At 61.8% G+C, this 25882-nt stretch carries 27 protein-coding genes; 22 read left to right on the top strand and 5 right to left on the bottom strand.

The genetic code is table 11. From position 1 onward, the window contains the following. Positions 1-124 precede the first annotated feature (124 nt). Positions 125-661, bottom strand: coding sequence for a hypothetical protein (locus FJ934_RS02395; protein ID WP_140607050.1), 537 nt, complete (start codon positions 659-661; stop codon positions 125-127). 85 nt (positions 662-746) lie between these two features. Here FJ934_RS02395 and FJ934_RS02390 point away from each other — a divergent pair, with 85 nt between their 5' ends. Then, complete coding sequence (locus FJ934_RS02390; protein ID WP_140607049.1) at positions 747-1574, top strand: AraC family transcriptional regulator; 828 nt, start codon at positions 747-749, stop codon at positions 1572-1574. 7 nt (positions 1575-1581) lie between these two features. On the opposite strand, the gene FJ934_RS02385 is transcribed toward FJ934_RS02390, so the two are convergent. Both FJ934_RS02385 and FJ934_RS02380 read right to left on the bottom strand, forming a co-directional pair. Further along, entirely contained in the window at positions 1582-2202 is a 621-nt protein-coding gene (locus FJ934_RS02385; protein ID WP_140607048.1) for a ParB-like protein, read from the bottom strand. Then, positions 2156-2344: a hypothetical protein gene (locus tag FJ934_RS02380; RefSeq protein WP_181165485.1), complete on the bottom strand. Its 189-nt coding sequence runs from the start codon at positions 2342-2344 to the stop codon at positions 2156-2158. The genes FJ934_RS02385 and FJ934_RS02380 overlap by 47 nt, the downstream gene beginning before the upstream one ends. A 244-nt stretch (positions 2345-2588) precedes the next feature. On the opposite strand from FJ934_RS02380, the gene gyrA reads away from it, so the two are divergent. Further along, positions 2589-5390, top strand: a complete 2802-nt coding sequence (gene gyrA, locus FJ934_RS02375; RefSeq protein WP_140607046.1) for a DNA gyrase subunit A — start codon at positions 2589-2591, stop codon at positions 5388-5390. Between the two features lie 85 nt (positions 5391-5475). Here the strand turns inward: gyrA and FJ934_RS02370 are convergent, their stop codons facing one another. Next, on the bottom strand, positions 5476-5628 hold the full coding sequence (locus tag FJ934_RS02370; protein ID WP_140607045.1) for a hypothetical protein: 153 nt from the start codon (positions 5626-5628) through the stop codon (positions 5476-5478). Positions 5629-5822: 194 nt separating this feature from the next. Here FJ934_RS02370 and coaD point away from each other — a divergent pair, with 194 nt between their 5' ends. From coaD to tgt, 6 genes are all read left to right on the top strand, one after another. Next, positions 5823-6323, top strand: coding sequence for a pantetheine-phosphate adenylyltransferase (coaD, locus tag FJ934_RS02365; RefSeq protein ID WP_140607044.1), 501 nt, complete (start codon positions 5823-5825; stop codon positions 6321-6323). Between the two features lie 110 nt (positions 6324-6433). Next, on the top strand, positions 6434-6928 hold the full coding sequence (locus tag FJ934_RS02360; RefSeq protein WP_226890686.1) for a peptidylprolyl isomerase: 495 nt from the start codon (positions 6434-6436) through the stop codon (positions 6926-6928). 27 nt (positions 6929-6955) lie between these two features. Beyond that, positions 6956-7468 (top strand): peptidylprolyl isomerase, encoded by a 513-nt coding sequence (locus FJ934_RS02355; protein ID WP_140607042.1) that lies wholly within the window; start codon positions 6956-6958, stop codon positions 7466-7468. Positions 7469-7479: 11 nt separating this feature from the next. Next, positions 7480-7929, top strand: coding sequence for a DMT family transporter (locus tag FJ934_RS02350; RefSeq protein ID WP_140607041.1), 450 nt, complete (start codon positions 7480-7482; stop codon positions 7927-7929). Between the two features lie 6 nt (positions 7930-7935). Continuing rightward, positions 7936-9021, top strand: coding sequence for a tRNA preQ1(34) S-adenosylmethionine ribosyltransferase-isomerase QueA (queA, locus tag FJ934_RS02345; RefSeq protein ID WP_140607040.1), 1086 nt, complete (start codon positions 7936-7938; stop codon positions 9019-9021). Between the two features lie 60 nt (positions 9022-9081). Then, a complete protein-coding gene (gene tgt, locus FJ934_RS02340) occupies positions 9082-10212 on the top strand; it encodes a tRNA guanosine(34) transglycosylase Tgt (protein ID WP_140607039.1) in 1131 nt (376 codons plus the stop codon). A 4-nt stretch (positions 10213-10216) separates the two neighbouring features. Here tgt and FJ934_RS02335 read toward each other — a convergent pair whose 3' ends face one another. Further along, entirely contained in the window at positions 10217-10636 is a 420-nt protein-coding gene (locus tag FJ934_RS02335) for a DUF4864 domain-containing protein (protein WP_140607038.1), read from the bottom strand. A 415-nt stretch (positions 10637-11051) separates the two neighbouring features. Between FJ934_RS02335 and FJ934_RS02330 the strand changes: the two genes are divergently transcribed. From FJ934_RS02330 to FJ934_RS02265, 14 genes are all read left to right on the top strand, one after another. Continuing rightward, on the top strand, positions 11052-11288 hold the full coding sequence (locus FJ934_RS02330; protein WP_091574954.1) for an Lrp/AsnC family transcriptional regulator: 237 nt from the start codon (positions 11052-11054) through the stop codon (positions 11286-11288). 171 nt (positions 11289-11459) lie between these two features. Continuing rightward, the gene (locus FJ934_RS02325) at positions 11460-12872 is read left to right on the top strand and encodes a circularly permuted type 2 ATP-grasp protein (RefSeq protein WP_181165480.1); all 1413 of its coding nucleotides are present in this window, start codon (positions 11460-11462) and stop codon (positions 12870-12872) included. 150 nt (positions 12873-13022) lie between these two features. Beyond that, entirely contained in the window at positions 13023-13964 is a 942-nt protein-coding gene (locus FJ934_RS02320; protein ID WP_140607036.1) for an alpha-E domain-containing protein, read from the top strand. 85 nt (positions 13965-14049) lie between these two features. Next, positions 14050-14844 (top strand): transglutaminase family protein, encoded by a 795-nt coding sequence (locus FJ934_RS02315; protein WP_140607035.1) that lies wholly within the window; start codon positions 14050-14052, stop codon positions 14842-14844. Positions 14845-14935: 91 nt separating this feature from the next. Beyond that, positions 14936-15667 (top strand): peptidase, encoded by a 732-nt coding sequence (locus FJ934_RS02310; protein WP_140607034.1) that lies wholly within the window; start codon positions 14936-14938, stop codon positions 15665-15667. A gap of 86 nt (positions 15668-15753) precedes the next feature. Continuing rightward, positions 15754-17166, top strand: a complete 1413-nt coding sequence (locus FJ934_RS02305) for a pyridoxal-dependent decarboxylase (RefSeq protein WP_140607033.1) — start codon at positions 15754-15756, stop codon at positions 17164-17166. A gap of 124 nt (positions 17167-17290) precedes the next feature. Next, positions 17291-18088 carry a DeoR/GlpR family DNA-binding transcription regulator gene (locus tag FJ934_RS02300; protein ID WP_140607032.1) on the top strand — a complete coding sequence of 266 codons (798 nt, stop codon included), beginning with the start codon at positions 17291-17293 and terminating at the stop codon, positions 18086-18088. A 95-nt stretch (positions 18089-18183) separates the two neighbouring features. Then, positions 18184-19710 (top strand): glycerol-3-phosphate dehydrogenase, encoded by a 1527-nt coding sequence (gene glpD, locus FJ934_RS02295; protein ID WP_140607031.1) that lies wholly within the window; start codon positions 18184-18186, stop codon positions 19708-19710. Positions 19711-19751: 41 nt separating this feature from the next. Next, positions 19752-20831, top strand: a complete 1080-nt coding sequence (locus FJ934_RS02290; protein WP_140607030.1) for an ABC transporter ATP-binding protein — start codon at positions 19752-19754, stop codon at positions 20829-20831. Between the two features lie 9 nt (positions 20832-20840). Continuing rightward, positions 20841-21908, top strand: coding sequence for an ABC transporter ATP-binding protein (locus FJ934_RS02285; protein ID WP_140607029.1), 1068 nt, complete (start codon positions 20841-20843; stop codon positions 21906-21908). Next, a complete protein-coding gene (locus tag FJ934_RS02280) occupies positions 21909-22775 on the top strand; it encodes a sugar ABC transporter permease (protein ID WP_140607028.1) in 867 nt (288 codons plus the stop codon). Position 22776: 1 nt separating this feature from the next. After that, positions 22777-23697 carry a carbohydrate ABC transporter permease gene (locus tag FJ934_RS02275; RefSeq protein WP_140607027.1) on the top strand — a complete coding sequence of 307 codons (921 nt, stop codon included), beginning with the start codon at positions 22777-22779 and terminating at the stop codon, positions 23695-23697. 3 nt (positions 23698-23700) lie between these two features. Beyond that, the gene (locus FJ934_RS02270; RefSeq protein ID WP_140607026.1) at positions 23701-23988 is read left to right on the top strand and encodes a DUF2160 domain-containing protein; all 288 of its coding nucleotides are present in this window, start codon (positions 23701-23703) and stop codon (positions 23986-23988) included. An 83-nt stretch (positions 23989-24071) separates the two neighbouring features. Further along, on the top strand, positions 24072-25796 hold the full coding sequence (locus FJ934_RS02265; protein ID WP_140607025.1) for an ABC transporter substrate-binding protein: 1725 nt from the start codon (positions 24072-24074) through the stop codon (positions 25794-25796). Positions 25797-25882: the final 86 nt, after the last annotated feature.

Below are 25882 nucleotides of genomic sequence, written 5' to 3'. Positions count from 1 at the left end.
GTGGGAACTGCCAGGGCCGCGAAACTACCGCGCCCGACAGAGGGTCAGCCGGCGGCACCGTGACAGGATGCTGTCTCGCGTCGGCGCGGCGAAGGTTTGTCCATCGCTGCAACGGGTTGCTGCGTCAGGGGGTTGTTGCTCGGCGCGCCAGGAACTCGACCTCCATCCGCCATGTCGCGCCATTGTCGTGCGAGCGCTCGCCGAGCCAGCGGAAGCTATTCGCCGTGATGCGCGAAAAGCTCCAGCGCACCGAGGCGCCGGTGCCGTCAGCGCCGACCTGCACGATCGTGTCGCCCTCGGCGCGGCCGAGCTGGCGGCTGAAATACTGGTTGCGCGGATCGCTCCAGAAGATATGCCAGGCATCGGCGCCGGGATCATAGACGCGCAGCGTTGTGCCATAGAAGGTCCACTTGCCGAGCGAGGGCGACGGGCCGGCATCGCGCGCCGGCAGGATCCAGACATCCTGGATGGCGCGGCCTTCCAGCACCCAGCCGAAATGCACCTCGCCGCGGCCAGTCAGCACGGTGCCATCCTCGAGGCGACGCGAGGCGTCGAAAGTCCAGGCGCCGACGAAGCGACCGTAGAGGTTCAGTTTCTCGGCAAGTCCGTCGATCGGTCCGGCACTGTGCAGGGCTTCGGCAAAGGAGGACGGGGTGAACATGGCTGCGGTCTCTTCTTGTCAGGAGATCGGAAGGAGTAGGCGCTGACGGGGTTCTGGGCTTGGGAAAAATTGCTATATTTCGGCCATGACAGCGACCACCCGCACTATCGCATCCGGATCCGGCTGGCACGTGGCGGATGTGATCTGCACAGCCGGCGCCGGCGATCGGCCGTTCGAGGAGGCACATCAGGATTTCTGCATCGCGGCGGTCACCGGCGGCGCGTTCCGTTACCGCGCGCAACAGGGCACCGCGATGCTGGCGCCGGGGAGCCTCCTGCTCGGCAATTCCGGCACATGCTATGAATGCGGGCACGAGCATGGCAGTGGCGACCGCTGCCTCTCGTTCCATTTCAGGCCGGCTTACATGGAACGGATTGTGGCTGGCGTGCCTGGTGCCAGGGGGCTGACCTTCGAGGCTCCGCGCCTGCCGCCTTTGCCGGCCCTGGCGCCGTTGTTGGCCGAGGCGGAAGCCGCGCGTGAAATGGCCGACACGGACGCTTTCGAGGAACTCTCCCTGCGCATTGCCGCCGCCGCCGTGGCCACGGTTTCCGGCGCCACGCCTGTCCGGCGCGCGCCGAGCCGCCGCGATCAGAAACGGGTGGCCGAAGCCGTGCGGCGGATCGAACTGGATGCTGATGGACCGGTTTCGCTGTCGGCTCTGGCGGATGAAACGGCGACCAGTCCCTACCATTTCCTGCGTACCTTTCGGCGGATCGCCGGCATGACGCCCTACCAGTTCCTGCTCAAAACCCGGCTGCACAGGGCGGCGGTGCGGTTGCGCCTGTCAAATGAAGCGATCTCGGCGATCGCCTTCGACGCCGGCTTCAACGACCTGTCGACCTTCAACCGCCGGTTTCGACGCGTCATGGGTGAGACGCCAGGCAACTATCGTGCCCGCCGGCCAAGCCGTTGAGGCGGGGTCAGTCCGAAGTCGGCCCGCACCAGCCTGGCAGATAGTCCGCGTCCTGGCCCTTGGACACGCGCAGCGCTTCTTTCATCGCCTTGTCGAAGTTCTTCGCCACGGCGCCCGGCGTGATGCGCCGGCGCAGGAAGTCCGCCCACAGGAATTCGCTGAACGGGGTCGTGTCCTTGGCAAAGCCACCTTGCCGGCGCAGTTCGCCCGCCATGCTCCGGTATGGGTCGTCGACGAGTTCGGCCATGGTCTTGGGAATGGCGTCGTAGGGTTGACGCTTGCCGTTCTCGTCGAACGGATGCATCCAGCCCCTGTTATCGAGCACGACGAAGAAGGCGTCCTTGTCGAGCCCCGACAGGTCGCTGATCACCGTGACCAGCACATCCCTGACACCTTCCTCGAGCAAGGCGCGGGCGAGGTGATGATGGTCCGTGACATAATTGCGCTTCTTCGGCCCCAGCACGACGGGAATCATGTGGCTGCCGAGAAAGGTCCCGGTCTTTCTGGCGCTCTGCGAGCGGATCATCTGGCGCTTCAAGGCGACCTCGCGCATGCCGACCGTGATCTGCGTCGGCCGCAGATCACTGACGGCAACGGGGTTCAGCAAGGGTTCCCGTTGGCTCATCATATTGCTTCGTCCTGTTGTTGCGGCTCCCGGCCGCGAAGCCGCCGAGCCGGGCCGTTGCCATCTGCTCGGGAATGGCGATCGCGGCCAGTGTCACGCCGGCGATCAGATCACCATTGAGATCCCGGCGCGTCCAGCCGCTCATCGCTCGCAGAGGCAGCCACGGGGTCCAATTCATTGCGCTCGCGGCTTTCGTTCGGGGAAATTGGTCCATTGCCGGCTTTTGCCTTCCTGGCGGCGAAAGGCACCGTGGCCATATCGTCGCAATCAGCGGTATCCTTTTGAAATTACCACCAAAAATGACACTGGAAAAGTGCCGCGAACGTTGGAGTTTCGGCCTGGCTTCCTATATAAGCAGCAAGTGATTCCTGATTAGATTGTGATCCGATTTGACCGACCAAAAGACACCGCGCGGCGCCGACGGCGGCCCTACCGGCATCGAGCCGATCTCCATCATCGAGGAGATGCAGAGCTCCTATCTCTCTTACGCCATGAGCGTGATCGTCAGCCGCGCGCTTCCTGATGTGCGCGACGGCCTGAAGCCGGTGCATCGCCGTATCCTCTATGCCGCCCATGAGAGCGGCTACCACTGGAACCGCAAATATGTGAAGTCCGCGCGTCCCGTCGCCGACGTGATGGGTAAATACCATCCGCATGGCGATGCCTCGATCTATGACGCCTTGGTGCGCATGGCGCAGGGCTGGTCGCTGCGCGTGCCTCTGATCGACGGGCAAGGCAATTTCGGTTCGATCGACGGCGATCCGCCGGCGGCCATGCGTTATACCGAATCGCGGCTGACCAAGGTCGCGCATGAGTTGCTGGAGGATATCGACAAGGACACCGTCGACTTCCAGGACACTTATGATGCCTCGGACACCGAGCCGAAGGTTCTGCCGGCGCGCTTTCCCAATCTGCTGGTCAACGGCTCCGGCGGCATCGCCGTCGGCATGGCCACCAACATCCCCCCGCACAATCTCGGTGAGGTCTGCAACGCCGCCATTGCCGTCATCGACAATCCGGCGATCGACCTGCCGGCGCTGATGGAGATCATTCCAGGTCCCGATTTCCCGACCGGTGGCATCGTGCTTGGCCGTTCCGGTATCTACAGCGCCTATTCGACCGGCCGCGGCTCCATTGTCATGCGCGGCAAAGTCAACATCGAACAGCGCGGCAATGACCGTGAATCGATCATCATCACCGAGGTTCCCTATCAGGTGAACAAGGCCTCGATGATCGAGAAGATGGCCGAGCTCGTGCGCGACAAGCGCATCGAGGGCATTTCCGACATCCGCGACGAGAGCGACCGCCAGGGCTACCGGGTCGTCGTCGAGCTGAAGCGCGATGCCGTTGCCGATGTCATCCTCAACCAGCTTTACCGTTTCACGCCGCTGCAGACCTCGTTCGGTGCCAACATGGTGGCGCTGAACGGCGGCAAGCCGGAACTGCTGACGCTGACCGATATGCTGAAGGCGTTCGTCACCTTCCGCGAGGAGGTGATTACACGGCGGACGAAATTCCTGCTGCGCAAGGCGCGCGACCGCGCCCATGTGCTGGTTGGCCTGGCGATTGCCGTCGCCAACATCGACGAGGTCATCAAGCTGATCCGTACCGCGCCGGATCCGCAGACGGCGCGCGAACAGTTGATGGAGCGGCGCTGGCCGGCCGGCGACGTCGAATCGCTGATCCTTCTGATCGACGATCCCCGCCACCGCATCAACGAGGACGGCACCTACAATCTTTCCGAGGAACAGGCACGCGCCATCCTCGAACTGCGCCTGCAGCGCCTGACGGCGCTTGGCCGCGACGAAATCGCCGACGAATTGAACACGATCGGCACCGAAATCGTCGACTATCTCGACATTCTGTCATCGCGGGCGCGCGTCCAGCAGATCGTCAAGGACGAGCTCGCCGCCGTGCGCGACGAGTTCGGCACGCCACGCCGCACCGAACTCACCGACGGCGGCGCAGACATGGAAGACGAGGACCTGATCCAGCGCGAGGACATGGTCGTGACGGTGAGCCATTCCGGCTACATCAAGCGCGTGCCGCTGTCGCTCTACCGGGCGCAACGCCGGGGCGGCAAAGGCCGCTCCGGCATGTCGACCAAGGAAGAGGATTTCGTCACCAGGTTGTTCGTGGCCAATACGCACACGCCGGTGCTGTTCTTCTCCTCGCGCGGCATCGTCTACAAGGAAAAAGTCTGGCGGCTGCCGATCGGCAATCCGCAGTCACGCGGCAAGGCGTTGATCAACATGCTGCCGCTCGAGCAGGGCGAGCGCATCACCACCATCATGCCGTTGCCCGAGGACGAGACGAGCTGGGGCGAACTCGACGTGATGTTCGCCACCACGCGCGGCACGGTGCGCCGCAACAAGCTTTCCGACTTCATCCAGGTCAACCGCAATGGCAAGATCGCCATGAAGCTGGAGGAGGAGGGCGACGAGATTCTCGGCGTCGAGACGTGTACCGATAATGACGACGTACTCCTGACCGCGAGCTCCGGCCAGTGCATCCGCTTCTCGGTTGGCGACGTGCGCGTATTCCAGAGCCGCAACTCTGTCGGCGTGCGCGGCATAGCCATGGCCGATACCGACCGCGTCATTTCGATGGCTGTCATCGAGCATGTCGATGCGCCGCCGGCCGAACGCGCCGCCTATCTCAAGCGGGCGGCGGTCGAACGGCGGTTGGCTGCCGGTATACCGGGCGAAGAAGAAGAAATCGCGCTGACCAATGAAGAGGTCGACGAGGAAGCGGAGCTGTCCGACGAACGCTACGAATTCCTCAAGGCGCATGAGCAGTTCGTGCTGACGGTCACGGAATACGGTTACGGCAAGCGCTCCTCGTCCTACGATTTCCGGCTGACCGGCCGCGGCGGCAAGGGCATCCGCGCTACTGACGTCTCGAAGACGGCGGAAATCGGCAGGCTGGTGGCGACCTTCCCGGTCGGCAATGACGATCAGATCATGCTGGTGTCGGATGGCGGCACAGTCATCCGGGTGCCGGTGAACGGCATCCGTTTCGCAAGCCGGGCCACCAAGGGCGTGACCATCTTCAATACCGCCGAAGGTGAAAAGGTGGTTTCGGTCGAGCGCATTTCCGAGCCGCAATCGGACGAGGAAAGCGAAGAGACCGTCGAGGGCGTCGCCGAGACCACTCCTGTGGTGGACACCGGCCCGGAGATTGCCGAGTAAGTCCGGCCGCGGGTCTTTAAACACGGCAACGCCGGCCAATCGGCCGGCGCGGTAGCAAGCTCAGACTGACTTGGTTCAGGCTGACTTAGTGGTGGCGATACGGCTTGCGGAGGCCGAAGCCTTCAAAACGTTTCGTGGTGGCCTTGACGCGGGCGCGTTGCGCCTCCTGATGCAGCCCGAATACTGTGGCGATCAGCATGGCAACGGTCATTGCGGTGGCGAGCATGTAGATCAGCATGTGCGTGTTCTCCTGCGCCTTACCAACGGATAGATGGGGTTTTGGTTTCATCCTATTAAGGTGCAACCTAGTGAACGCTGCGTGAAGGCTTCGTGATCAGCGTGTTCATCTGTCGTTCATGTGCCGGAAAAGGTTCACGGACATGATCTCGATCGGATTTGCCTTTGTGAGAGAGGCTCGCTAGAAGCTCCGGCATGACCGAACGCACAGCCCTCTATGCCGGCTCCTTCGACCCGCTGACCAACGGCCATCTCGATGTGCTGAAGGCGTCTCTGGCGGTTGCCGACATTGTCTATGCCGCGATTGGTATTCATCCGGGCAAGAAGCCGCTGTTCTCCTTCGAGGAGAGGGTGCACCTCATCGAAGCGGCGACGAAGGCTGAATTCGGCCGCGACGGGGGCCGCATCAAGGTGGTCGCCTTTGACGGGTTGGTCATCGATGCCGCCAGGAAACAGGGAGCCTCGATCATGATCCGTGGCCTGCGCGACGGCACCGATCTCGACTACGAGATGCAGATGGCGGGCATGAACGAGACCATGGCGCCGGAATTGCAGACGGTTTTTCTGCCCGCCAGCCCTTCGGTGCGCACCATTACCGCCACACTTGTGCGCCAGATAGCTTCGATGGGAGGCGACATCCGCCCCTTCGTGCCGGCGGCGGTTGCCGGCGCGCTCACCGCAAAATTCGCAAAATAAGTTTCCCGGAGAAGACCATGCAGCTGAAAAAGCTTGCCTCGTTCCTCGTCGTGCTCGCCGGTCTCGTGACCGCATCGGTCTCGGCCTATGCCGCCGATCCCGAGAACACCATGATCATCACGCTGAAGGACGGCGACGTGACCATCGCGCTTCGGCCCGATCTGGCGCCCAAGCATGTCGCGCAGATCAAGAAGCTCGTGCGTGAGCATGCCTACGACAATGTCGCGTTCCACCGCGTCATCGACGGCTTCATGGCCCAGACCGGCGACGTCAAGTTCGGCAACATGAAGAAGGGTTTCAATGCCCAGGCCGTCGGCACCGGAGGTTCCGATCTTCCCGACCTGCCGGCCGAATTCTCGCAGACCGAGCACTACAAGCGCGGCGTGGTCGGCATGGCCCGCTCGCAAGATCCGAACTCTGCCAATTCGCAGTTCTTCATTATGTTCGCGCCGGCGCCGCCGCTCGATGGCCAGTATACCATCGTCGGCAATGTCGTCAGCGGCATGGAACTGGTCGACAAGATTAAGAAGGGCGATGAGGCGGACAATGGCACGGTTGCCGATCCCGACCGGATGATCAAGGTGCGCATCGCCGCCGACAAATAATTCTGTTTTTGGAAAAGGATATCTGACATGGCCGAAATCAAGGACCGCGAGAACGCGCTCATCATGGAAACGACCAAGGGCGAGGTCGTCATCGAAATGTTTCCCGACCTGGCGCCCGGCCATGTCGCCCGCATCAAGGAACTGGCGCGTGAGGGTGCTTATGACGGCGTGGTGTTCCACCGCGTCATCGAAGGCTTCATGGCGCAGACCGGCGACGTCAAGTTCGGTAATTCGTCCAAGCCGACTTTCGCGCCTTCCCGCGCGGGCATGGGCGGCTCCGACAAGCCGGACCTGAAGGCAGAATTCTCCAACGCCAATCACGGCCGCGGCACCTGCTCGATGGCCCGCGCCCAGAACCCGAACTCGGCCAATTCGCAGTTTTTCATCTGCTTCGACGATGCCGCGTTCCTCAACCGCCAGTACACGGTCTGGGGCCAGGTGATCGAAGGCATGGACAATGTCGACAAGATCAAGCGTGGCGAGCCGGTGCAGGACCCCGACAAGATCGTGTCGCTGAAGGTCGCGGCTGACGTCAAGTAAGGCAGATAACAATGATGGGCGTCGTCTGGTCGCTTCTCGGCATCCTGTCCGGCGCCTTCATTGCCATTCAGGCGCCGATCAATTCGCAGTTGGCGCGCGGCCTGGGGCTCCCGGTCGCGGCGGCCGCGTTTTCGTTCCTGTCGGGCGCTATCGTGCTTGGCATCATCTCCGTCACGGTGGTGAAGCTGCAAGGCATTTCGCTCGACTGGAAGGCGCCGGCGCCGTGGCTGTTCGTCGCCGGCGGCATGCTCGGCGGCTTCTATGTCACGCTCTCGACGATTCTCACGCCGCGCATCGGCGCTGCCGCGCTGATGGCGTTCCTGGTGGCCGGCCAGCTGCTGGCCGGCATGCTCATCGACCGCGTCGGCTTCCTTGGTGTCGCGGTGCGTGAAATCTCGCTCGGCCGCGTCGCCGGCGCGGTGCTGCTCTTGGTCGGAGCACTGCTCGTCCGGCTGTTTTGATTTCCAATGCGTGTCGACCTCTTTGATTTTGACCTTCCGGAGCAGCGCATCGCGCTTCGCCCGGCAGAGCCGCGCGACAGCGCCAGGATGCTGGTGGTCAAACCGGGCGAGGCGCTCGATGACCGGACGGTTGGCGATCTGCCTTCCTTGCTCAAGGCCGGCGACGTTCTGGTGTTCAACGACACCAAGGTCATTCCGGCGCAGCTCAAAGGCATCAGACGGCGCGGCGAAGCGCAGGCGCAGGTCGAGGCCACGCTGCATATGCGCGTGGCGCCGGATCGGTGGCTCGCCTTCATGCGGCCAGGCAAGCGCATCGCCGCCGGCGACCGCATCCATTTTGGCCATGACGGCAATTCCTGTTTCCTTGGCCAGCTCGATGCCACGGTGATCGAGAAAGGCGAGGGCGGCGAGGCGCTGCTCGGCTTCGACCTGTCGGGGCCTTTTCTCGACGAAGCGTTGCACGCCGTCGGCCATATCCCGCTGCCGCCTTACATCGCCTCGAAGCGCGACGACGACGAGCGCGACCGGTCCGACTACCAGACCATCTACGCCCGGGAGGAGGGGGCGGTTGCGGCGCCCACCGCCGGCCTGCATTTCACGCCGGAGCTTTTTGCGGCACTCGACGCCAAGGGGATCGAACGCCGCTTCGTCACCTTGCATGTCGGTGCCGGCACGTTCCTGCCGGTGAAGGCGGACGACACCGCCGACCACAAGATGCATGCCGAGATCGGCTCGGTCAGCGAGGCGACCGCCGACGCGTTGAATGCAGCGAAGACGAAGGGCGGACGCATCATTGCCGTCGGCACGACATCGCTGCGCCTTCTGGAGAGCGCTGCACGCGACGATGGCACGCTGGCGGCCTGGTCCGGACCGACCGATATCTTCATCACCCCAGGCTACCGCTTCCGCACCGCCGATCTGCTGATGACCAATTTCCATCTGCCGCGTTCGACGCTGTTCATGCTGGTTTCGGCCTTCAGCGGCCTCGACACGATGCGTGCGGCCTATGCGCATGCCATCGCTAACCACTACAGGTTCTATTCCTACGGAGACGCGAGCCTGCTTTACCGCGCGCGGATGAGCCCTGCATGATCCAATGCCAGTCGCTCAACACGCAGGCGCCGTGCGCGCCAATCCATGACAGGGAATTCAATGGCTAAGCCGTTCAGCTTCACGGTTCTGGCGACCGACGGCAAGGCGCGGCGCGGTTTGATCGACATGCCGCGCGGCGAAATCCGCACGCCCGCCTTCATGCCGGTCGGCACCGGCGGTACGGTCAAGACCATGTACATGGACCAGGTGCGCGGTGTCGGCGCCGACATCATCCTGGGCAATACCTATCATCTGATGCTGCGGCCCGGCGCCGAGCGCGTGGCGCGGCTCGGCGGTCTGCACGAATTCGCCCGCTGGCCGCATCCGATCCTGACCGACAGCGGCGGTTTTCAGGTGATGTCCCTGTCGAAGCTGAGGAAACTGACCGAGAAAGGCGTTACCTTCCGCTCGCATATCGACGGCGCCCCTTACGAGATGTCGCCGGAGCGTTCGATCGAGATCCAAGGTCTGCTCGATTCCGATATCCAGATGCAGCTCGATGAATGCACGGCGCTGCCGGCCGAGTTGAAGGAGATCGAGCGCGCCATGGAGTTGTCGCTGCGCTGGGCCGAGCGCTGCAAGGTGGCGTTCGGCGACCAGCCCGGCAAGGCGATGTTCGGCATCGTACAGGGCGGCGACAACGCGGCCCTCAGGGTGCGGTCCGCGCAGGCACTGAGCGCGATGAACCTGAAGGGCTATGCGGTTGGCGGGCTGGCCGTCGGCGAGCCCCAAGCGGTGATGCTTGAGATGCTTGACATCACCTGTCCGGAGCTGCCTCAGGACAAGCCTCGCTACCTCATGGGCGTCGGCACGCCGGATGATATCCTGAAATCGGTGGCGCGCGGCATCGACATGTTCGATTGCGTGATGCCGACGCGGGCGGGCCGCCATGGCCTTGCCTACACCAGGCGCGGCAAGGTCAACCTGCGCAACGCCCGCCACGCCGATGATCCGCGCCCGCTCGACGAGGAAAGCGACTGCCCGGCGGCGCGCGATTATTCGCGTGCCTATCTGCATCATCTGGTGCGCTCGCAGGAGGCGCTCGGCGCGATGCTGCTGACCTGGAACAACCTGTCCTATTATCAGAAGCTGATGCAGGACATCCGGGCGGCGATCGAGGCCGGCAGCTTCGAGACGCGCGGGGCCGAGATCACCGAGGGCTGGGCGAGGGGCGATATCCCGGCGCTATAGCCGTTCAGGTGCTGAGCGAGTTCGACGCCCGCAGGCTGCAGCCGGTGATCCGGAACGTGCCGTCGGGCTGTTGCTGCAACGTGTAGACCGCCTCATAGTCCTTGCCGTCGGGTCCGACGATCAGCACCTGCTGGACGATCGAACCTGGGCTCGTCTCCTTGACCTTGCCGAAGGAGTAGGTCTGTGGCTTGCGTACCGGCGCATAGCCATTGGTGACCATGTTCATGAAGGTGTCGACGGTCGGAAAGATCTGTTTCACATTAGGGGCCGCGAAGCTGTAGGCGGTGGCGCCGTCATTGGCGATGAAGGCTTTCAGCTGACCATCTATGGCTGCCTGGGCCGCCTTGATATCGGCATCGCCGGCAGACGCCGAGGAAGCGAGTATCAGCGGAACCAAAGCGAATGCGAAAAGTGTGCGGCGCATGACCGGTCTCCCTTGTCCTCGAAAGCCGCCATTGAAAAAGCTGTCGGCGGGTATTCTAACATACGCATGACGGCGCTCCACGGTTTCAGCGTCCGCCAATATTCGTTTCCCTGCGGCAGATGCTGACGGCCAATGAGCTGGGGCTTTCCGAAGACCGCACTAACGATATTCTCGGCTCCGTAGGGTCGACATCGCCCTGTCACGCAACGACGCCCAGGCAACCGCCTTCCTGCTGCAGGGCACGCCGGCACTGGTGATCGGCGGCAGGTCCTGCAAGCGCGGCACGCCGGTTGCGCAGCTGCGCGAGGCCGTGGCGAAGGCCCGCGCCGGCTAAGTGCGCATTCCAACGCTTGAAAGGCCGCCTCCAGTCTGCCAGAAGGGCCGCTTGGACCTGGAAGTTTAGCGGGACGAAGCCATGAAGGCGTTTTTCGTGCAGATCAAATGCGAACTCGGCAAATCCTATGAGGTTGCCAGCGCGCTTGCCGATGCCGAGATCGCGTCGGAAATCTATTCCACCGCCGGCAATTACGATCTGCTCGCCAAATTCTATGTCGACGACGAGGAAGACGTCGGACATTTCGTCAACGAAAAGGTGCAGGTTCTGCCGGGCATCAAGGACACCTTCACCGTCGTCACGTTTCGCGCCTTCTAGCTGCCGAGCGGATTTGCCCGGGCATCATGCAAAGCCTGAGCAAGGTGATATTTCAGCTGCCTTAAATTTAGGCAAGCGCAAGATACTGATCGGCTGCACCCCTCAAATCACCGATTGCGCTTGATTTTCTCCGGCGACGCCAGTGAAATGGCGTTACAGGGGAGTTTGCGATTGGCAGCGTTCGATGAAATGCTTCCGGAGGTCTCCGGACTTAGAAGACCGTATTCGGCTTATGACCGTTGGCTGAAGGAGCAGGATCCAGCCAGGCTTACCGAGAAGATGCAGGACGCCGAACGCGTCTTCCGCAAAACCGGCATCACCTTCGCCGTCTATGGCGAGCAGGAAGCCTCCGAGCGGCTCATTCCTTTCGACATCGTTCCGCGCATTATTTCCGGCCAGGAATGGCGGCGCCTGACACAAGGCATCGAACAGCGCGTGCAGGCGCTGAACGCCTTCCTCGACGATATCTACCATCGCCAGGAGATCCTGCGCGCCGGCCGTGTCCCCAAGGACCTGATCGCCAGGAACGAGGCTTTCCTGCCGGAGATGATCGGTGTGCGGCCGCCGGCCGGCGTCTACACCCACATCATCGGCGTCGATATCGTGCGCATCAGCGAGGACGAGTTCTACGTTCTGGAGGACAATGCGCGCACGCCGTCCGGTGTCTCCTACATGCTGGAGAACCGCGAGACGATGATGCAGCTGTTCCCCGAGCTGTTCCAGAAGATCAAGGTGCGGCCGGTGGAGAATTACCCGCAGCTGCTGCGCCAGTCGCTGGCGGCGGTTCGCCCCCAGAGCACCAAGGGCGCGCCGACCATTGCGGTGCTGACGCCCGGCAGCTACAATTCCGCCTATTTCGAGCACGCCTTCCTCGCCGACCAGATGGGGGTTCAACTGGTCGAGGGCCAGGACCTGCGCGTTATCGACGGCCACGTCGCGATGCGCACGACCGAAGGCTATAAGCAGATCGACGTGCTCTACCGCCGTGTGGACGATTCCTTCCTCGATCCGCTGACCTTCCGGCCGGATTCGGCTCTTGGCATACCCGGCATCATGGATGTCTACCGAGCCGGCAACATCACCATAGCCAATGCGCCGGGCACCGGCATCGCCGACGACAAGGCGATCTACTCCTACATGCCCGAGATCGTCGAATTCTACACCGGCCGCAAGGCGATCCTCGGCAACATTCCCACCTGGCGCTGTTCCGAGCCGGACAGCCTCAAATATGTGCTCGAGCACATCCACGAATTGGTGATCAAGGAAGTCCATGGCTCCGGCGGCTACGGCATGCTGGTGGGACAGGCAGCGACCAAGCAGGAATGCCAGGACTTCGCCAAGAAGCTGGCCGCGAAGCCTTCCAACTATATCGCCCAGCCGACACTGGCGCTGTCGACCTGTCCGATCCTGACCGAGAAGGGGTTGGCGCCGCGCCATGTCGATCTCCGGCCCTACGTGCTGGTCTCCGACCGCATCCAGATCGTACCCGGCGGGCTGACGCGGGTTGCGCTGAAGGAAGGTTCGCTGGTCGTGAACTCCTCACAAGGCGGCGGCACCAAGGATACCTGGGTGCTGGATGATTGAGATGAGCAGGGATTAGGCAGTAGGCAGTAGGCAGTAGGCAGTAGGCAGTAGTAGAGGGGGGACAGCGCATGCCATATCCAGTGGAGATTCAACTGTTTACTACTGCCTACTCACTATTCCCTACTCACTAGCTCGAAGGGGCCGCTTCACATGCTTCTCGGCCGCACCGCAAACGGGCTCTACTGGATGAACCGCTACATCGAGCGAGCGGAAAACATGGCAAGGTTGGTCGATGCCGGCTTGCGCATGGCGCTGACCCGGACGCAGGACGCATCCGAAGAATGGAACTCAGTGCTGCTCAGCGCCGGTTCGGATGCCGCCTTCACACAGAAATACCAGGACTACACGGCGGCCAATGTCGCTGACTTCCTTTTGCGCGACACGTCGAACCCGTCGAGCACCATGGCGTCGATCGAGACGGCCCGCAACAATGCGCGCATGGTGCGCACCGCGCTGACGCGCGAGACATGGGAAAGCATCAACGAGGCCTGGATGGCGCTCAAGCGGATGCTGGCAAGGCCGATCGACGAGCGCGACCTGCCCAGCGTGCTCGACGCCATCAAGCGCGAGACGGCGCTGATCCGCGGCTCGTTCTACGGCACCATGCTGCGCAACGAGATCTTCGACTTCTCGCAGCTCGGCACCTATGTCGAGCGTGCCGACAATACGGCGCGCATCCTCGACGTGAAATACTACGTGCTTCTGCCGTCGATCTCCTGGGTCGGTTCGACGCTCGACAACTACCAATGGGAATCGATCCTGCGCTCGGTGTCGGCGCATCGCTCCTACCGCTGGGTCTATGACGCTGACTACAAGCCGACCAATATCGCCGATTACCTGATCCTCAACGTCCGCATGCCGCGATCGCTGACCTTTTGCTACCGCTTCCTGGCGGAGCATCTGAAATTCCTCGGCGAGGACTATGGCGAACGCCATGCCTGCCACGCAACGGCGGAGAAAACGCAGGCGATGTTGAGGGCAGGGTCGATCAAGGACATTTTCGATGCCGGCCTGCACGAGTTCCTGGCCAATTTCATTCGCGACAACACCAGGCTCGGCGACGAGATCGCACAGGACTACAGGTTTAATTGAGCATGGTCCCGAACCGAATGACCATGACGGTGAAAAATGGTTGCCGGTTTTCGGATGAGATTATGCACACAAACGGACGATAGCCATGCGGCTGAAAATCTCTCACCGGACCGAATACCGCTACGATGCGCCGGTGCATTACCTGTTACAGCGGCTGCGGCTGCTGCCGGTAAGCGGGCCGACACAGACGGTGCTGTCCTGGGCATTAAAGGTTGAAGGCGCGCGCGAGGAGGTTCGCTTTACCGACCAGTATGGCAACGATAACAGGCTGTTGAGCGTCGAGGGTGACCACGACTTCATCACGGTTGAGGCGTCGGGCGAGGTGGTGACGCGCGACACATCAGGCGTCAGCGGTCCGCATCAGGGCTTCGCGCCACTCTGGTTGTTCGCGCAGGAGACGCCTTTGACCACCATAGGCAGCGGCATCCGTGGTCTTGCCGAAGCGGTCGGCTCGGGCACCGATATCGAAAGGCTGCACCGGCTGATGGCCATCATCGGCGAGCGCGTCGCCTATACACCTGGCATCACCAATGCGGCGACCCCGGCTGAAGAGGCCCTGTCGCTGAAAACCGGGGTTTGTCAAGACCATAGCCACATCTTTGCCGCCGCCGCGCGCGCCATGGGTTTTCCGTCCCGCTATGTCAGCGGCTATCTGATGATGGAGGCGTCTGTCGAGCAGGCGGCAAGCCATGCCTGGGCCGAAGCACATGTTCCGGGCCTGGGCTGGGTTGCCTTCGATCCCGCCAATGGTATTTCTCCCGACGAGCGCTATGTGAAGGTGGCCACCGGCCGCGATTATCGTGACGCCTCGCCGGTCTCGGGAATTCGGCTGGGACAGGCGGAAGAACAGCTTGCGGTCACCGTCACGGTAGAGCAGTAATCCCTCAGGATTGCCGCCAGAAGCAATTCCAGGAAAAGTGTGAAGCGGTTTTCCGTCCGGAATTGCGTCGAGCCACTCTAGAAGAGATTCCATGACCTATTGCGTCGGCCTGAAGATCGATCGCGGGCTCGTGTTCATGTCGGACACGCGCACCAATGCCGGTATGGATTCGATCTCGACTTTCAAGAAGATGCATGTCTGGGAACAGCCGGGCGAGCGCGTCATCGTGCTGATGTCCGCCGGCAATCTGGCGACGACACAGGCCGTGGTCAGCCTGCTCGAGGAGCGCACCAAGGCCGTGGCGGACCGCCATGCCACGCTGCTCGAAACACCGTCGATGTATCAGACGGTGCGGCTGGTCGGCGACACGGTCAAGGAAGTGATCGCCCATTCGTCGCCTGTCGGCGAGAAGGCCGATTCCTATTTCAATGCCTCTTTCATCCTGGGTGGGCAGATCAAGGGCAGCCCGCCACGGCTGTTCATGATCTATCCCGAAGGCAATTTCATCGAATCGACCGACGACACTCCATTCTTCCAGATCGGCGAGACCAAATACGGCAAGCCGATCATCATCCGCGCCTATGAGCGGACGATGAGCCTTGCCGAGACCGTGAAGCTGCTTCTGGTCTCGTTTGATTCGACGCTGAAGTCGAACCTGTCGGTTGGTTTGCCGCTCGACCTTCTGTTCCTGGAGAAGGATGCTTTCCAGGTCGGGCTGAAGAAACGGATCAGCCAGGACAACCAATATTATCGCGCCATTTCCGAAGGCTGGTCGAATGCGTTGAAGTCAGCCTTTGCCAGCCTGCCGGACTTTCCGGGGTAGTGCTGCCGCCAGGCCTCTCGCCGGTTGCTCCAATTAAAGAGACGGCTGGGGCAACCGGCCCGCTCGCCGGCTATTGGGAGAAAAGCATGGACAATGAAGAGTTCCGCGACTGGTCGAGGCGGGCCGCCGACTGGGGCGCCGACTATCGCGCCAGCCTGCGCGACCGGCCGGTGCGGCCAGCGATTGCGCCGGGCGAGATATTCAGGAGCATCGAGGCCTCTCCACCCGAAGCCCCGGAGCTGATGGACACGATCTTCGCCGATTTCGAAGCGAAGATCGTGCCCGGCATGACGCATTGGCAGCATCCGCGCTTCTTCGCCTACTTTCCGGCCAACGCGGCACCGGTCTCGGTGGTGGCCGAGTATCTGGTTTCGGCGATGGCCGCGCAATGCATGCTATGGCAGACCTCTCCGGCGGCAACCGAGCTTGAAACGCGGACCGTCGACTGGATGCGCCAGGCGCTCGGCCTACCGGAAGGGTTCTCCGGCGTGATCCAGGATTCCGCCTCGTCGGCGACGCTCAACGCCGTGCTGACCATGCGCGAGCGGGCGCTGGACTGGCAAGGCAACAAAAAGGGACTGGCCGGACAGGCGCGGTTGCGTATCTATTCCTCCGACCAGGTGCACACGTCGATCGACCGCGCGATATGGGTTGCCGGTATCGGCGAGGACAATCTTGTCCGTATCCCGGTGGCAGGTCGCTTTCGCGCAATGGACACCGCAGCTCTTGAAGCGGCGATCGTCGCCGACAGGAAAGCCGGCCTGCTGCCGGCGGGCATCATTGCTTGCGTAGGTGGTACCAGCACGGGTGGCACTGACGACGTTGTCCTGGTCGCCGAGATCGCCAAGCGGCATGGGCTCTACCTCCATGTCGATGCGGCCTGGGCCGGATCGGCGATGATCTGTCCGGAGTACCGGCGCTTCTGGACAGGTATCGAAGGTGCGGATTCGATCGTCTTCAATCCGCACAAATGGCTGGGCGCGCAGTTCGACTGTTCGATCCAGTTCCTGCGCGATCCCGAAAGCCATGTCAGGACGCTGGCCATCAAGCCCGACTATCTCAAGACGCACGGACATGACGGCATCATCAACTATTCCGAATGGTCAGTGCCGCTGGGCCGGCGCTTCCGCGCCCTGAAATTGTGGTTCCTGCTGCGCGCCCACGGGCTGGAAAACCTGCGCACCATGATCCGCAATCATGTCGCCTGGAGCGAGGGCCTTGCCGCCCGGCTGGCAAAGGAGCCTGACTTCGAGATTGTCAGCCAACCGATTCTGTCGCTGTTTTCGTTCCGGCACAAGGCTGCCGTGAACGGCGATGCCGACGAGCACAATCTGCGGCTGGTCAATGCGATCAACGATGATGGCCGCATCTACCTAACGCAGACGCGGGTCGATGGACGGGTGGCGATCCGCTTCCAAGTTGGTCAGTTCGAAACGACCGGCGATGATGTCGATGCGGCTTTCGCTGTCATCACGGAAATCGCGCGCGGCATGGCTTGATCAACCCGGATTCGAATCGGACACGGGTGCTGGCGTAATCAGGAATTTTCGTTAGCCGGCTTGTGCCTTTTCATTGGTTTCGTTTTCCGCTATAAGCAACAAAAACGAAAATGGGAGCTGTCTAATGTATCTGTCGCCGCGTCATGCCGAGATCATCCAGATGGCCAAGGACCACGGCCGCGTGCTGGTTGACGATCTGGCCACGCATTTCAACGTGACGCCGCAGACCATTCGCAAGGACCTCAACGATCTGTGCGACCAGAGGCTGCTTTCGCGCATTCATGGCGGCGCGTTGTTCCCGTCCGGCATCGAGAACATGGAGTATGAGGCCAGGCGCAAGATCGCGGCGGACGAGAAGGAGGCGATCGGCCGCGCGGCGGCCAGGCTGATCCCCGACAACGCTTCCTTGTTCATCAACATCGGGACAACGACCGAGGCCGTCAGCAAGGCGCTGCTCGATCACAACGGCCTGATGGTCATAACCAATAATATCAATGTTGCCAATAGGATGCGTATCTATCCTTCGATCGAGGTTGTGATTGCCGGTGGCGTGGTCCGCGGTTCGGATGGTGGTGTCGTCGGTGAGGCCGCGGTCGATTTCATCAGGCAATTCAAGGTTGACTACGCCGTCATCGGCGCCTCGGCCATCGACCATGATGGCGCCTTGCTCGACTTCGATTTTCGCGAAGTGAAGGTGGCGCAGGCGATCATCGCTAATGCCAGGCACGTCATCCTGGTATCCGACCAGACCAAGTTCGAACGCACCGCGCCGGTGCGCATCGGCCATCTGTCGCAGGTCAACACTTTCATCACCGACCGCTGCGATATTCCGTCGGTGCGCAAGATCTGCCAGGAGGCCGAGGTTCATCTGATCGAAACTTCGCCTGGCGGACCCATTCACGACCATTTCACAGGCGTGTGATATTTCGTTTGACATTCGTTATCAGTTCGAAATAATTCCGCCACAGTTTCGCAAAAGGCCAAAAATGGTGCAATGCGAAATCGTGGAGGAGCTCAGTGGACACATCTTCGGTCCGGGACATTTTCGTCATAGGCGGCGGCATCAACGGCTGCGGCATCGCCCGTGACGCCGTTGGCCGCGGGTTCTCGGTTTTTCTCGCCGAGATGAACGACCTCGCCAGCGGAACGTCCTCGGGCTCGACCAAGCTGATCCATGGCGGCCTGCGCTATCTCGAATTCTACGAGTTCCGCCTGGTGCGCGAGGCGTTGATGGAGCGCGAGGTTCTGTGGAAGAACGCGCCACACATCATCTGGCCGATGCGGTTCGTGCTGCCCTATGCCAAGGGCCTGCGTCCCGCCTGGATGATCAGGCTCGGCCTGTTCCTCTACGACCACATTGGCGGGCGCAAATTGCTGCCAGCGACCAGGACACTCGACATGGCGAGCGATCCGGCGGCCAAGCCTCTGAAACCATTGTTCAAAAAGGCTTTCGAATATTCGGACGGCTGGGTCAATGATGCGCGCCTGGTGGCGCTCAACGCCCGCGATGCCGCTGATCGCGGCGCGACGATCCGGACCCGCACGAAGGTGGTCGGAGCCAGTCGTGAAGCCGGCATGTGGGTGATCAAGATCGAGAACCTCAGGACCGGCGATACCGAGGAGGTCAGGGCCAGGCTGCTGGTCAACGCCGCCGGACCATGGGTCGACCACGTACTCTCCGACGTCGTCGGCCTCAATGACGTGCACAATGTCCGGCTCGTGCAGGGCAGCCACATCGTCATCGCCAAGAAATTCGACGATCCGCGCGCCTATTTCTTCCAGAACAAGGATGGCCGCATCATTTTCGCCATTCCCTACGAGGAAGAGTTCACGCTGATCGGCACCACCGACCGGGACTATCCGGGCGATCCGCATGACGTGAAGATCAGCGACACCGAGATCGATTATCTCTGCGCCGCGGCCAGCGAATATTTCGCTCAACCCGTCATGCGGTCCGACATCGTCTGGACCTATTCGGCCGTGCGTCCGCTCTATGATGACGGCGCCTCCAAGGCGCAGGAAGCAACGCGCGACTATGTGTTGAAGGCCGATGGCGGGGAGGGCGCCGCCCCGATCGTCAATGCCTTCGGCGGCAAGATCACCACCTACCGCCGGCTGTCGGAATCGATGCTGGAGAAGATCGAAGGGTTCCTCGGCACACGCGGCAAGCCATGGACCGCCAACGCACCGCTGCCGGGCGGCGATTTCCCGGCCACCGGTTTCGATGCGCAGGTGACGAAGCTGAAGGCGGCCTATCCGTTCCTCGATGCGCGCCTCGCCCGCCGGCTGACCCGGCTTTACGGAACGCGCGCTCAGGTTCTGCTCGGCCTTGCCAAGTCGAATGCCGAACTCGGCCGCAACTTCGGTGGTGACCTTTACGAGGCCGAGGTGCGCTATCTCGTTGAAAACGAATGGGCAGTTACGGCGGAGGATGTGCTGTGGCGCCGGACCAAGCGCGGTCTGCACCTTAACCGCGAGCAGGTCGCAGCGCTCGATGAATTCATGCGCGGCATAAGCCGCCGACATGTCGCTGCTGCCGAATGAAGAGGTTTTGAGCTGATGCGGAAAGCCTGGGAGGAGGCGTCATGCTTGAATTGAGGAACGTTACCAAGACGGTCGGTGCGGTCGAGCATATTCGCGACGTGTCGCTGACGCTTCAGCACGGCTCGCTCAACGTTCTGCTCGGGCCAACGCTTTCCGGCAAGACCAGCCTGATGCGGCTGATGGCCGGCCTCGATGTGCCGACCACGGGTTCGGTCTGGTTCGACGGCCGCGACGTCACCGGCACGCCGGTGCAGAAGCGCAAGATCGCCATGGTCTACCAGCAGTTCATCAACTATCCGGCGATGACCGTCTACGAGAACATCGCCTCGCCGCTGCGGGTGGCCGGCGTAGAGCAGGGCAAGATCGACAGCCAGGTGCGCGAGGCCGCGGCGCTGCTCAAGCTGACGCCCTATCTCGACCGCACACCGCTCAACCTTTCAGGCGGCCAGCAGCAGCGCACCGCGCTGGCGCGCGCCATCGTCAAGAATGCCAGCCTGGTGCTGCTCGACGAACCGCTGGCCAATCTCGACTACAAGCTGCGCGAGGAATTGCGGGCTGAACTGCCGAGGATCTTCGCCGCCGCCGGCACCATCTTCGTCTATGCCACCACCGAGCCGCACGAAGCGTTGCTGCTGGGCGGCAACACGGCGACGCTGTCGGAAGGCCGGATCACGCAGTTCGGACCGACGATCGATGTTTTCCGCAAGCCGATCGACCTGGTGACGGCCAGGACATTCGCCGATCCGCCGCTCAACACCATCGTGCTGGCCAAGAAGGGGCCCGACTTCCTGCTGGAGGGCGGCGTCAAACTGCCGGTGCCGACGGAACTCGTCGGCATCGCCGACGGCAATTACACGATCGGTTTCCAGCCGCATCACCTGTCGCTCGAACGGCCTAATGCCTTGGCGGTACCGGTGCGGGCGAAAGTCATCATCACCGAGATCACCGGCTCCGAGAGTTTCGTCCATCTCGACTTCGCCGATGCCCGCTGGGTGATGCTGAGCCATGGCATCAGGGATTTCGAGACCGACGCGGTGGTCGAAGTGTTCATCGATCCGCGTCATATCATGGTCTTCGACCAGCACGGCCGCGCCGTGACCGCGCCGAAGCTGGCGGCATAGGAGGGCGATATGGCGCGCATCGACGTCAACCATGTCAGGCATTCCTATCTGCCTAACCCGCGAACGGACGCCGATTTCGCGCTGCGGGAAGTGCATCATACGTTCGAGGATGGCGGCGCCTATGCGCTGCTTGGGCCATCCGGCTGCGGCAAGACCACACTGCTCAACATCATTTCAGGCCTGCTTCATCCCTCGCACGGCCAGTTGCTGTTCAACGGCAGGGACGTGACCAACCTGTCGACGCAGGAGCGCAATATCGCACAGGTGTTCCAGTTCCCGGTCATCTACGACACCATGACCGTCTACGACAATCTGGCGTTCCCGCTGCGCAATCGCGGCGTGACGGAGGCCGACGTCGACCGCAAGGTGCGCGAGACGCTGGAAATGATCGACCTGGCCTCCTGGGCCAAGAAGAAGGCGAGAGGGCTGACCGCCGACCAGAAGCAGAAAATATCGCTCGGGCGCGGGTTGGTCCGCTCGGACGTCAACGCCATCCTGTTCGACGAGCCGCTGACGGTCATCGATCCGCACATGAAATGGGTGCTGCGCTCGCAGTTGAAGCAACTTCACCGCCGTTTCGGCTACACTATGGTCTATGTCACCCACGACCAGACCGAGGCCCTGACCTTCGCCGACCAGGTCGTGGTCATGTATGATGGCGGCATCGTGCAGATCGGCTCGCCGGCGGAACTGTTCGAACGGCCGCGCCATACCTTCGTGGGCTACTTTATCGGCTCGCCCGGCATGAATGTCATGCCGGTGGCGATCGACGGCAGGACGGCGACGCTCGGCTCGCAGCGCATCGAACTGCCTGGTGTGCCGAAGGCCGGCAGCGGCGCCGTCGAACTCGGCATTCGCCCCGAATATATCAGGCTCGGCCGCGATGGCATGGCCGTTTCGATCAGCAAGGTCGAGGATCTTGGCCGCCACAAGGTGGTGCGCGCCAAGCTGGAGGGTCGCGACATCGCGGCGGTCATCGGCGAGGACGAGATCGTTCCAGCCGAGCCCAAAGTGCGGTTCGATCCTGCCGGCATCAACATCTATGCCGATTCCTGGCGTGTCGAGATGGGGGCTTAGATGGAAAAGACCTGGAACAACAAGGCCTGGTTCCTGGTGCTGCCGGTGCTGGTGCTGGTAGCGTTCTCGGCCGTCATCCCGCTGATGACCGTCGTCAATTATTCGGTGCAGGACACGTTCGGCAACAACGTCTTCTTCTGGGCCGGAACGGAGTGGTTCGAGGAATTGTTGCATTCCGACCGCTTCTGGGAGGCGATGGCCCGCAACCTGATTTTTTCCGTCATCATCCTGGCCATCGAGGTTCCGCTTGGCGTCTTCATAGCGCTCAACATGCCGAAGAAGGGCTGGGGGGTGCCGGTTTGTCTGGTCTTGATGGCGCTGCCGCTGCTGATCCCGTGGAACGTGGTCGGTACCATCTGGCAGGTATTCGGGCGCGGCGACATCGGTCTGATGGGCTATTACCTCAACGCCCTAGGCATCGACTACAATTACGTACAGGATCCGTTCGATGCCTGGGTGACGATCATCATCATGGACGTTTGGCACTGGACCAGTCTGGTCGTGCTGCTCTGTTATGCCGGTCTGGTCTCGATTCCGGACGCCTTTTACCAGGCGGCCAAGATCGACGGCGCGTCGCGCTGGGCGGTGTTCCGCTATATCCAATTGCCGAAGATGCAGCGCGTGCTGTTGATCGCCGTGCTGCTGCGCTTCATGGACAGTTTCATGATCTACACCGAACCCTTCGTCGTTACCGGCGGCGGCCCGGGCAATTCGACGACGTTCCTGTCGATCGACCTGGTCAAGACGGCGCTCGGCCAGTTCGACCTCGGTCCGGCAGCGGCCATGTCGCTGGTCTACTTCCTCATCATCCTGTTGTTGTCGTGGATCTTCTACACCGTGATGACCAATTACGACGCGGAGCGCTGAGATGACCGGCGTCAACGAACGCACCGAACGTAGTGCGATGAACGGGACCGCCGCCTCCGAAGGGCTCGCCAGTTCGCTGTCGCAGAGCGAACTGGACAGGCGGATGCGCCGGCGCGGCGAGGAATCGCGCTGGTGGTGGATGGTGCCGACGCTGTACATCTTTGTGCTGCTGCTGCCGATCTACTGGCTCATTAATATGAGCTTCAAGACCAATGCGGAGATCGTCAACTCGCTGACGCTGTATCCGCACGCACCGACCCTGCATAATTACTACACCATCTTCACGCAGTCGGCCTGGTATTCCGGCTACATCAACTCGATCACCTATGTCGTGATGAACATGGTGATCTCTGTCACCGTGGCACTGCCGGCGGCCTATGCCTTCTCGCGCTACCGCTTCCTCGGCGACAAGCATCTGTTCTTCTGGCTGCTGACCAACCGCATGGCGCCCCCAGCGGTGTTCGCACTGCCGTTCTTCCAGCTCTATTCCGCCTTCGGCCTCATCGATACCCATATTGCGGTGGCTCTCGCCCACTGCCTGTTCAACGTGCCGCTGGCTGTGTGGATCCTCGAAGGCTTCATGTCGGGCGTGCCGAAGGAAATCGACGAGACAGCCTATGTCGACGGCTATTCGTTCCCGCGCTTCTTCATCAAGATATTCATGCCGCTGATAGCCAGCGGCATCGGAGTCGCATGCTTCTTCTGCTTCATGTTCTCGTGGGTCGAACTGCTGATCGCCCGCACGCTGACGACGACTGACGCCAAGCCGATCGCGGCGACCATGACCCGCACCGTGTCCGCATCGGGCATGGACTGGGGGCTGCTGGCGGCCGCCGGCGTGCTGACGCTGATCCCCGGCGCGCTGGTGATCTGGTTTGTGCGCAACTATATCGCCAAGGGCTTCGCCCTGGGGAGGGTCTAATCCATGAACCTCAATTTCTCCTGGATGGCGTGGACCTGGCCGACGGCCGCGTTCTTTGTCGTCATCGCGCTGCTTCTGTTTGGCATGGGTGTTTGGGAATACGCTTCGCCGGGTGGCAACCCGCGCGTCGGCGTGCTGCGCTTCGAGACGACGCGCGGCGATCGCCTTTTCGTTTCGCTGCTTGGCAGCGCCTTTATCCATCTCGCTTGGTTGGGTCTCGTTGGATCCAATCTGTGGTGGGCTCTCGCTCTCTCCGTGCTCTACGCCGTTGGCGTGTTCCGCTACGTATAGAGGGAGATACTGATGGAGCGGCCGCGTGTCGGCGGACGGTCCAGATCGCACTTGAAACCTTTTAAAAACTCGGAGGAGACACAATGCGACGGCAATTTTTAACGTCAACGACTGCCCTTGTCCTGTTGCTCGGTGCGGGCAATGCCTATGCCGGAATGGATGAAGCAAAGACCTTTCTCGACAAGGAGATAGGCGATCTGTCGACGCTTTCGCGCGCCGACCAGGAAAAGGAAATGCAGTGGTTCATCGATGCGGCCAAACCGTTTGCCGGCATGGACATCAAGGTCGTCTCGGAAACCTTGACCACACACCAGTACGAATCGCAGGTGCTGGCGCCTGCTTTCACCGCAATTACCGGCATCAAGGTCACGCACGACGTTATCCAGGAAGGTGACGTCGTTGAGAAGATCCAGACCCAGATGCAGACCGGCCAGAACATCTATGACGGCTGGGTCAACGATTCGGATCTTATCGGTACCCACTGGCGCTACCAGCAGGTGCGAAACCTGACTGACTGGATGGCGGGCGAAGGCAAGGACGTCACCGATCCGATGCTCGATGTCAACGACTTCATCGGCACCAAGTTCACCACAGCGCCGGACAAGAAGCTCTACCAGCTTCCCGACCAGCAGTTCGCAAACCTCTACTGGTTCCGCTACGACTGGTTCAACGACGAGAAGAACAAGGCCGACTTCAAGGCGAAGTACGGCTATGACCTCGGCGTGCCTGTCAACTGGTCGGCTTACGAGGACATCGCTGAATTCTTCACCGGCCGCGACGTCGGCGGCAAGAAGGTCTACGGCCACATGGACTACGGCAAGAAGGATCCGTCGCTCGGCTGGCGGTTTACGGACGCCTGGCTGTCGATGGCCGGCAATGGCGACAAAGGCCTGCCGAACGGCCTGCCGGTTGACGAATGGGGCATCAAGGTGGACGAGAACTCTCGCCCGGTCGGCTCATGCGTGGCGCGGGGCGGCGATACCAACGGCCCGGCGTCGGTCTATGCGATCCAGAAATACCTCGACTGGTTGAAGGCCTATGCGCCGCCGGAGGCGCAAGGCATGACCTTCTCTGAATCGGGCCCGGTTCCGTCGCAAGGCAACGTGGCGCAGCAGATCTTCTGGTACACCGCCTTCACCGCCGACATGGTCAAGCCCGGCCTGCCTGTCATGAACGACGACGGCACGCCGAAGTGGCGCATGGCGCCGTCGCCGCACGGCTCCTACTGGAAGGACGGCATGAAGCTCGGCTACCAAGACGTCGGCTCGTGGACGCTGATGAAGTCGACGCCGACCGACCGCGCCAAGGCCGCCTGGCTCTATGCTCAGTTCGTCATCTCCAAGACCGTGGATGTGAAGAAGAGCCATGTCGGCCTCACCTTCATCCGCGACTCCACGATCCACGACAAGAGCTTCACCGAACGCGCTCCCAAGCTCGGCGGGCTGATCGAGTTCTACCGTTCGCCGGCGCGCGTACAGTGGACGCCGACTGGCACCAACGTTCCCGATTATCCGAAGCTGGCGCAGCTCTGGTGGCAGAACATCGGTGACGCCTCGTCGGGAGCCAAGTCGCCGCAGGAGGCAATGAATGGCCTCTGCGCCGATCAGGAGAAGGTTCTGGAGCGTATCGGGAAGTCGGGTGTCCAGGGCGATATCGGTCCGAAGATGGCCGAAGAGCATGACCTTGCTTACTGGAACGCCGACGCGGTGAAGAAGGGCAACCTCGCGCCGCAGCTAAAGCTCGATAACGAGAAGGAAAAGCCGATCACCATCAACTATGACGAATTGGTCAAGAGCTGGCAGAAGTAAGACGATCCATGCGGGCGCCGTGCCCGTGTGAAATTGGGGGAGGCGGCGCATTGCCGTCTCCCTTCTTTGTGTCAAGGCGGAGGACG

Source organism: Mesorhizobium sp. B2-4-12 (assembly GCF_006441575.1).
Lineage (GTDB): Bacteria > Pseudomonadota > Alphaproteobacteria > Rhizobiales > Rhizobiaceae > Mesorhizobium.
Note: the sequence above shows the minus strand (reverse complement) of the source record. Positions and strands in the feature narration are given on the sequence as shown.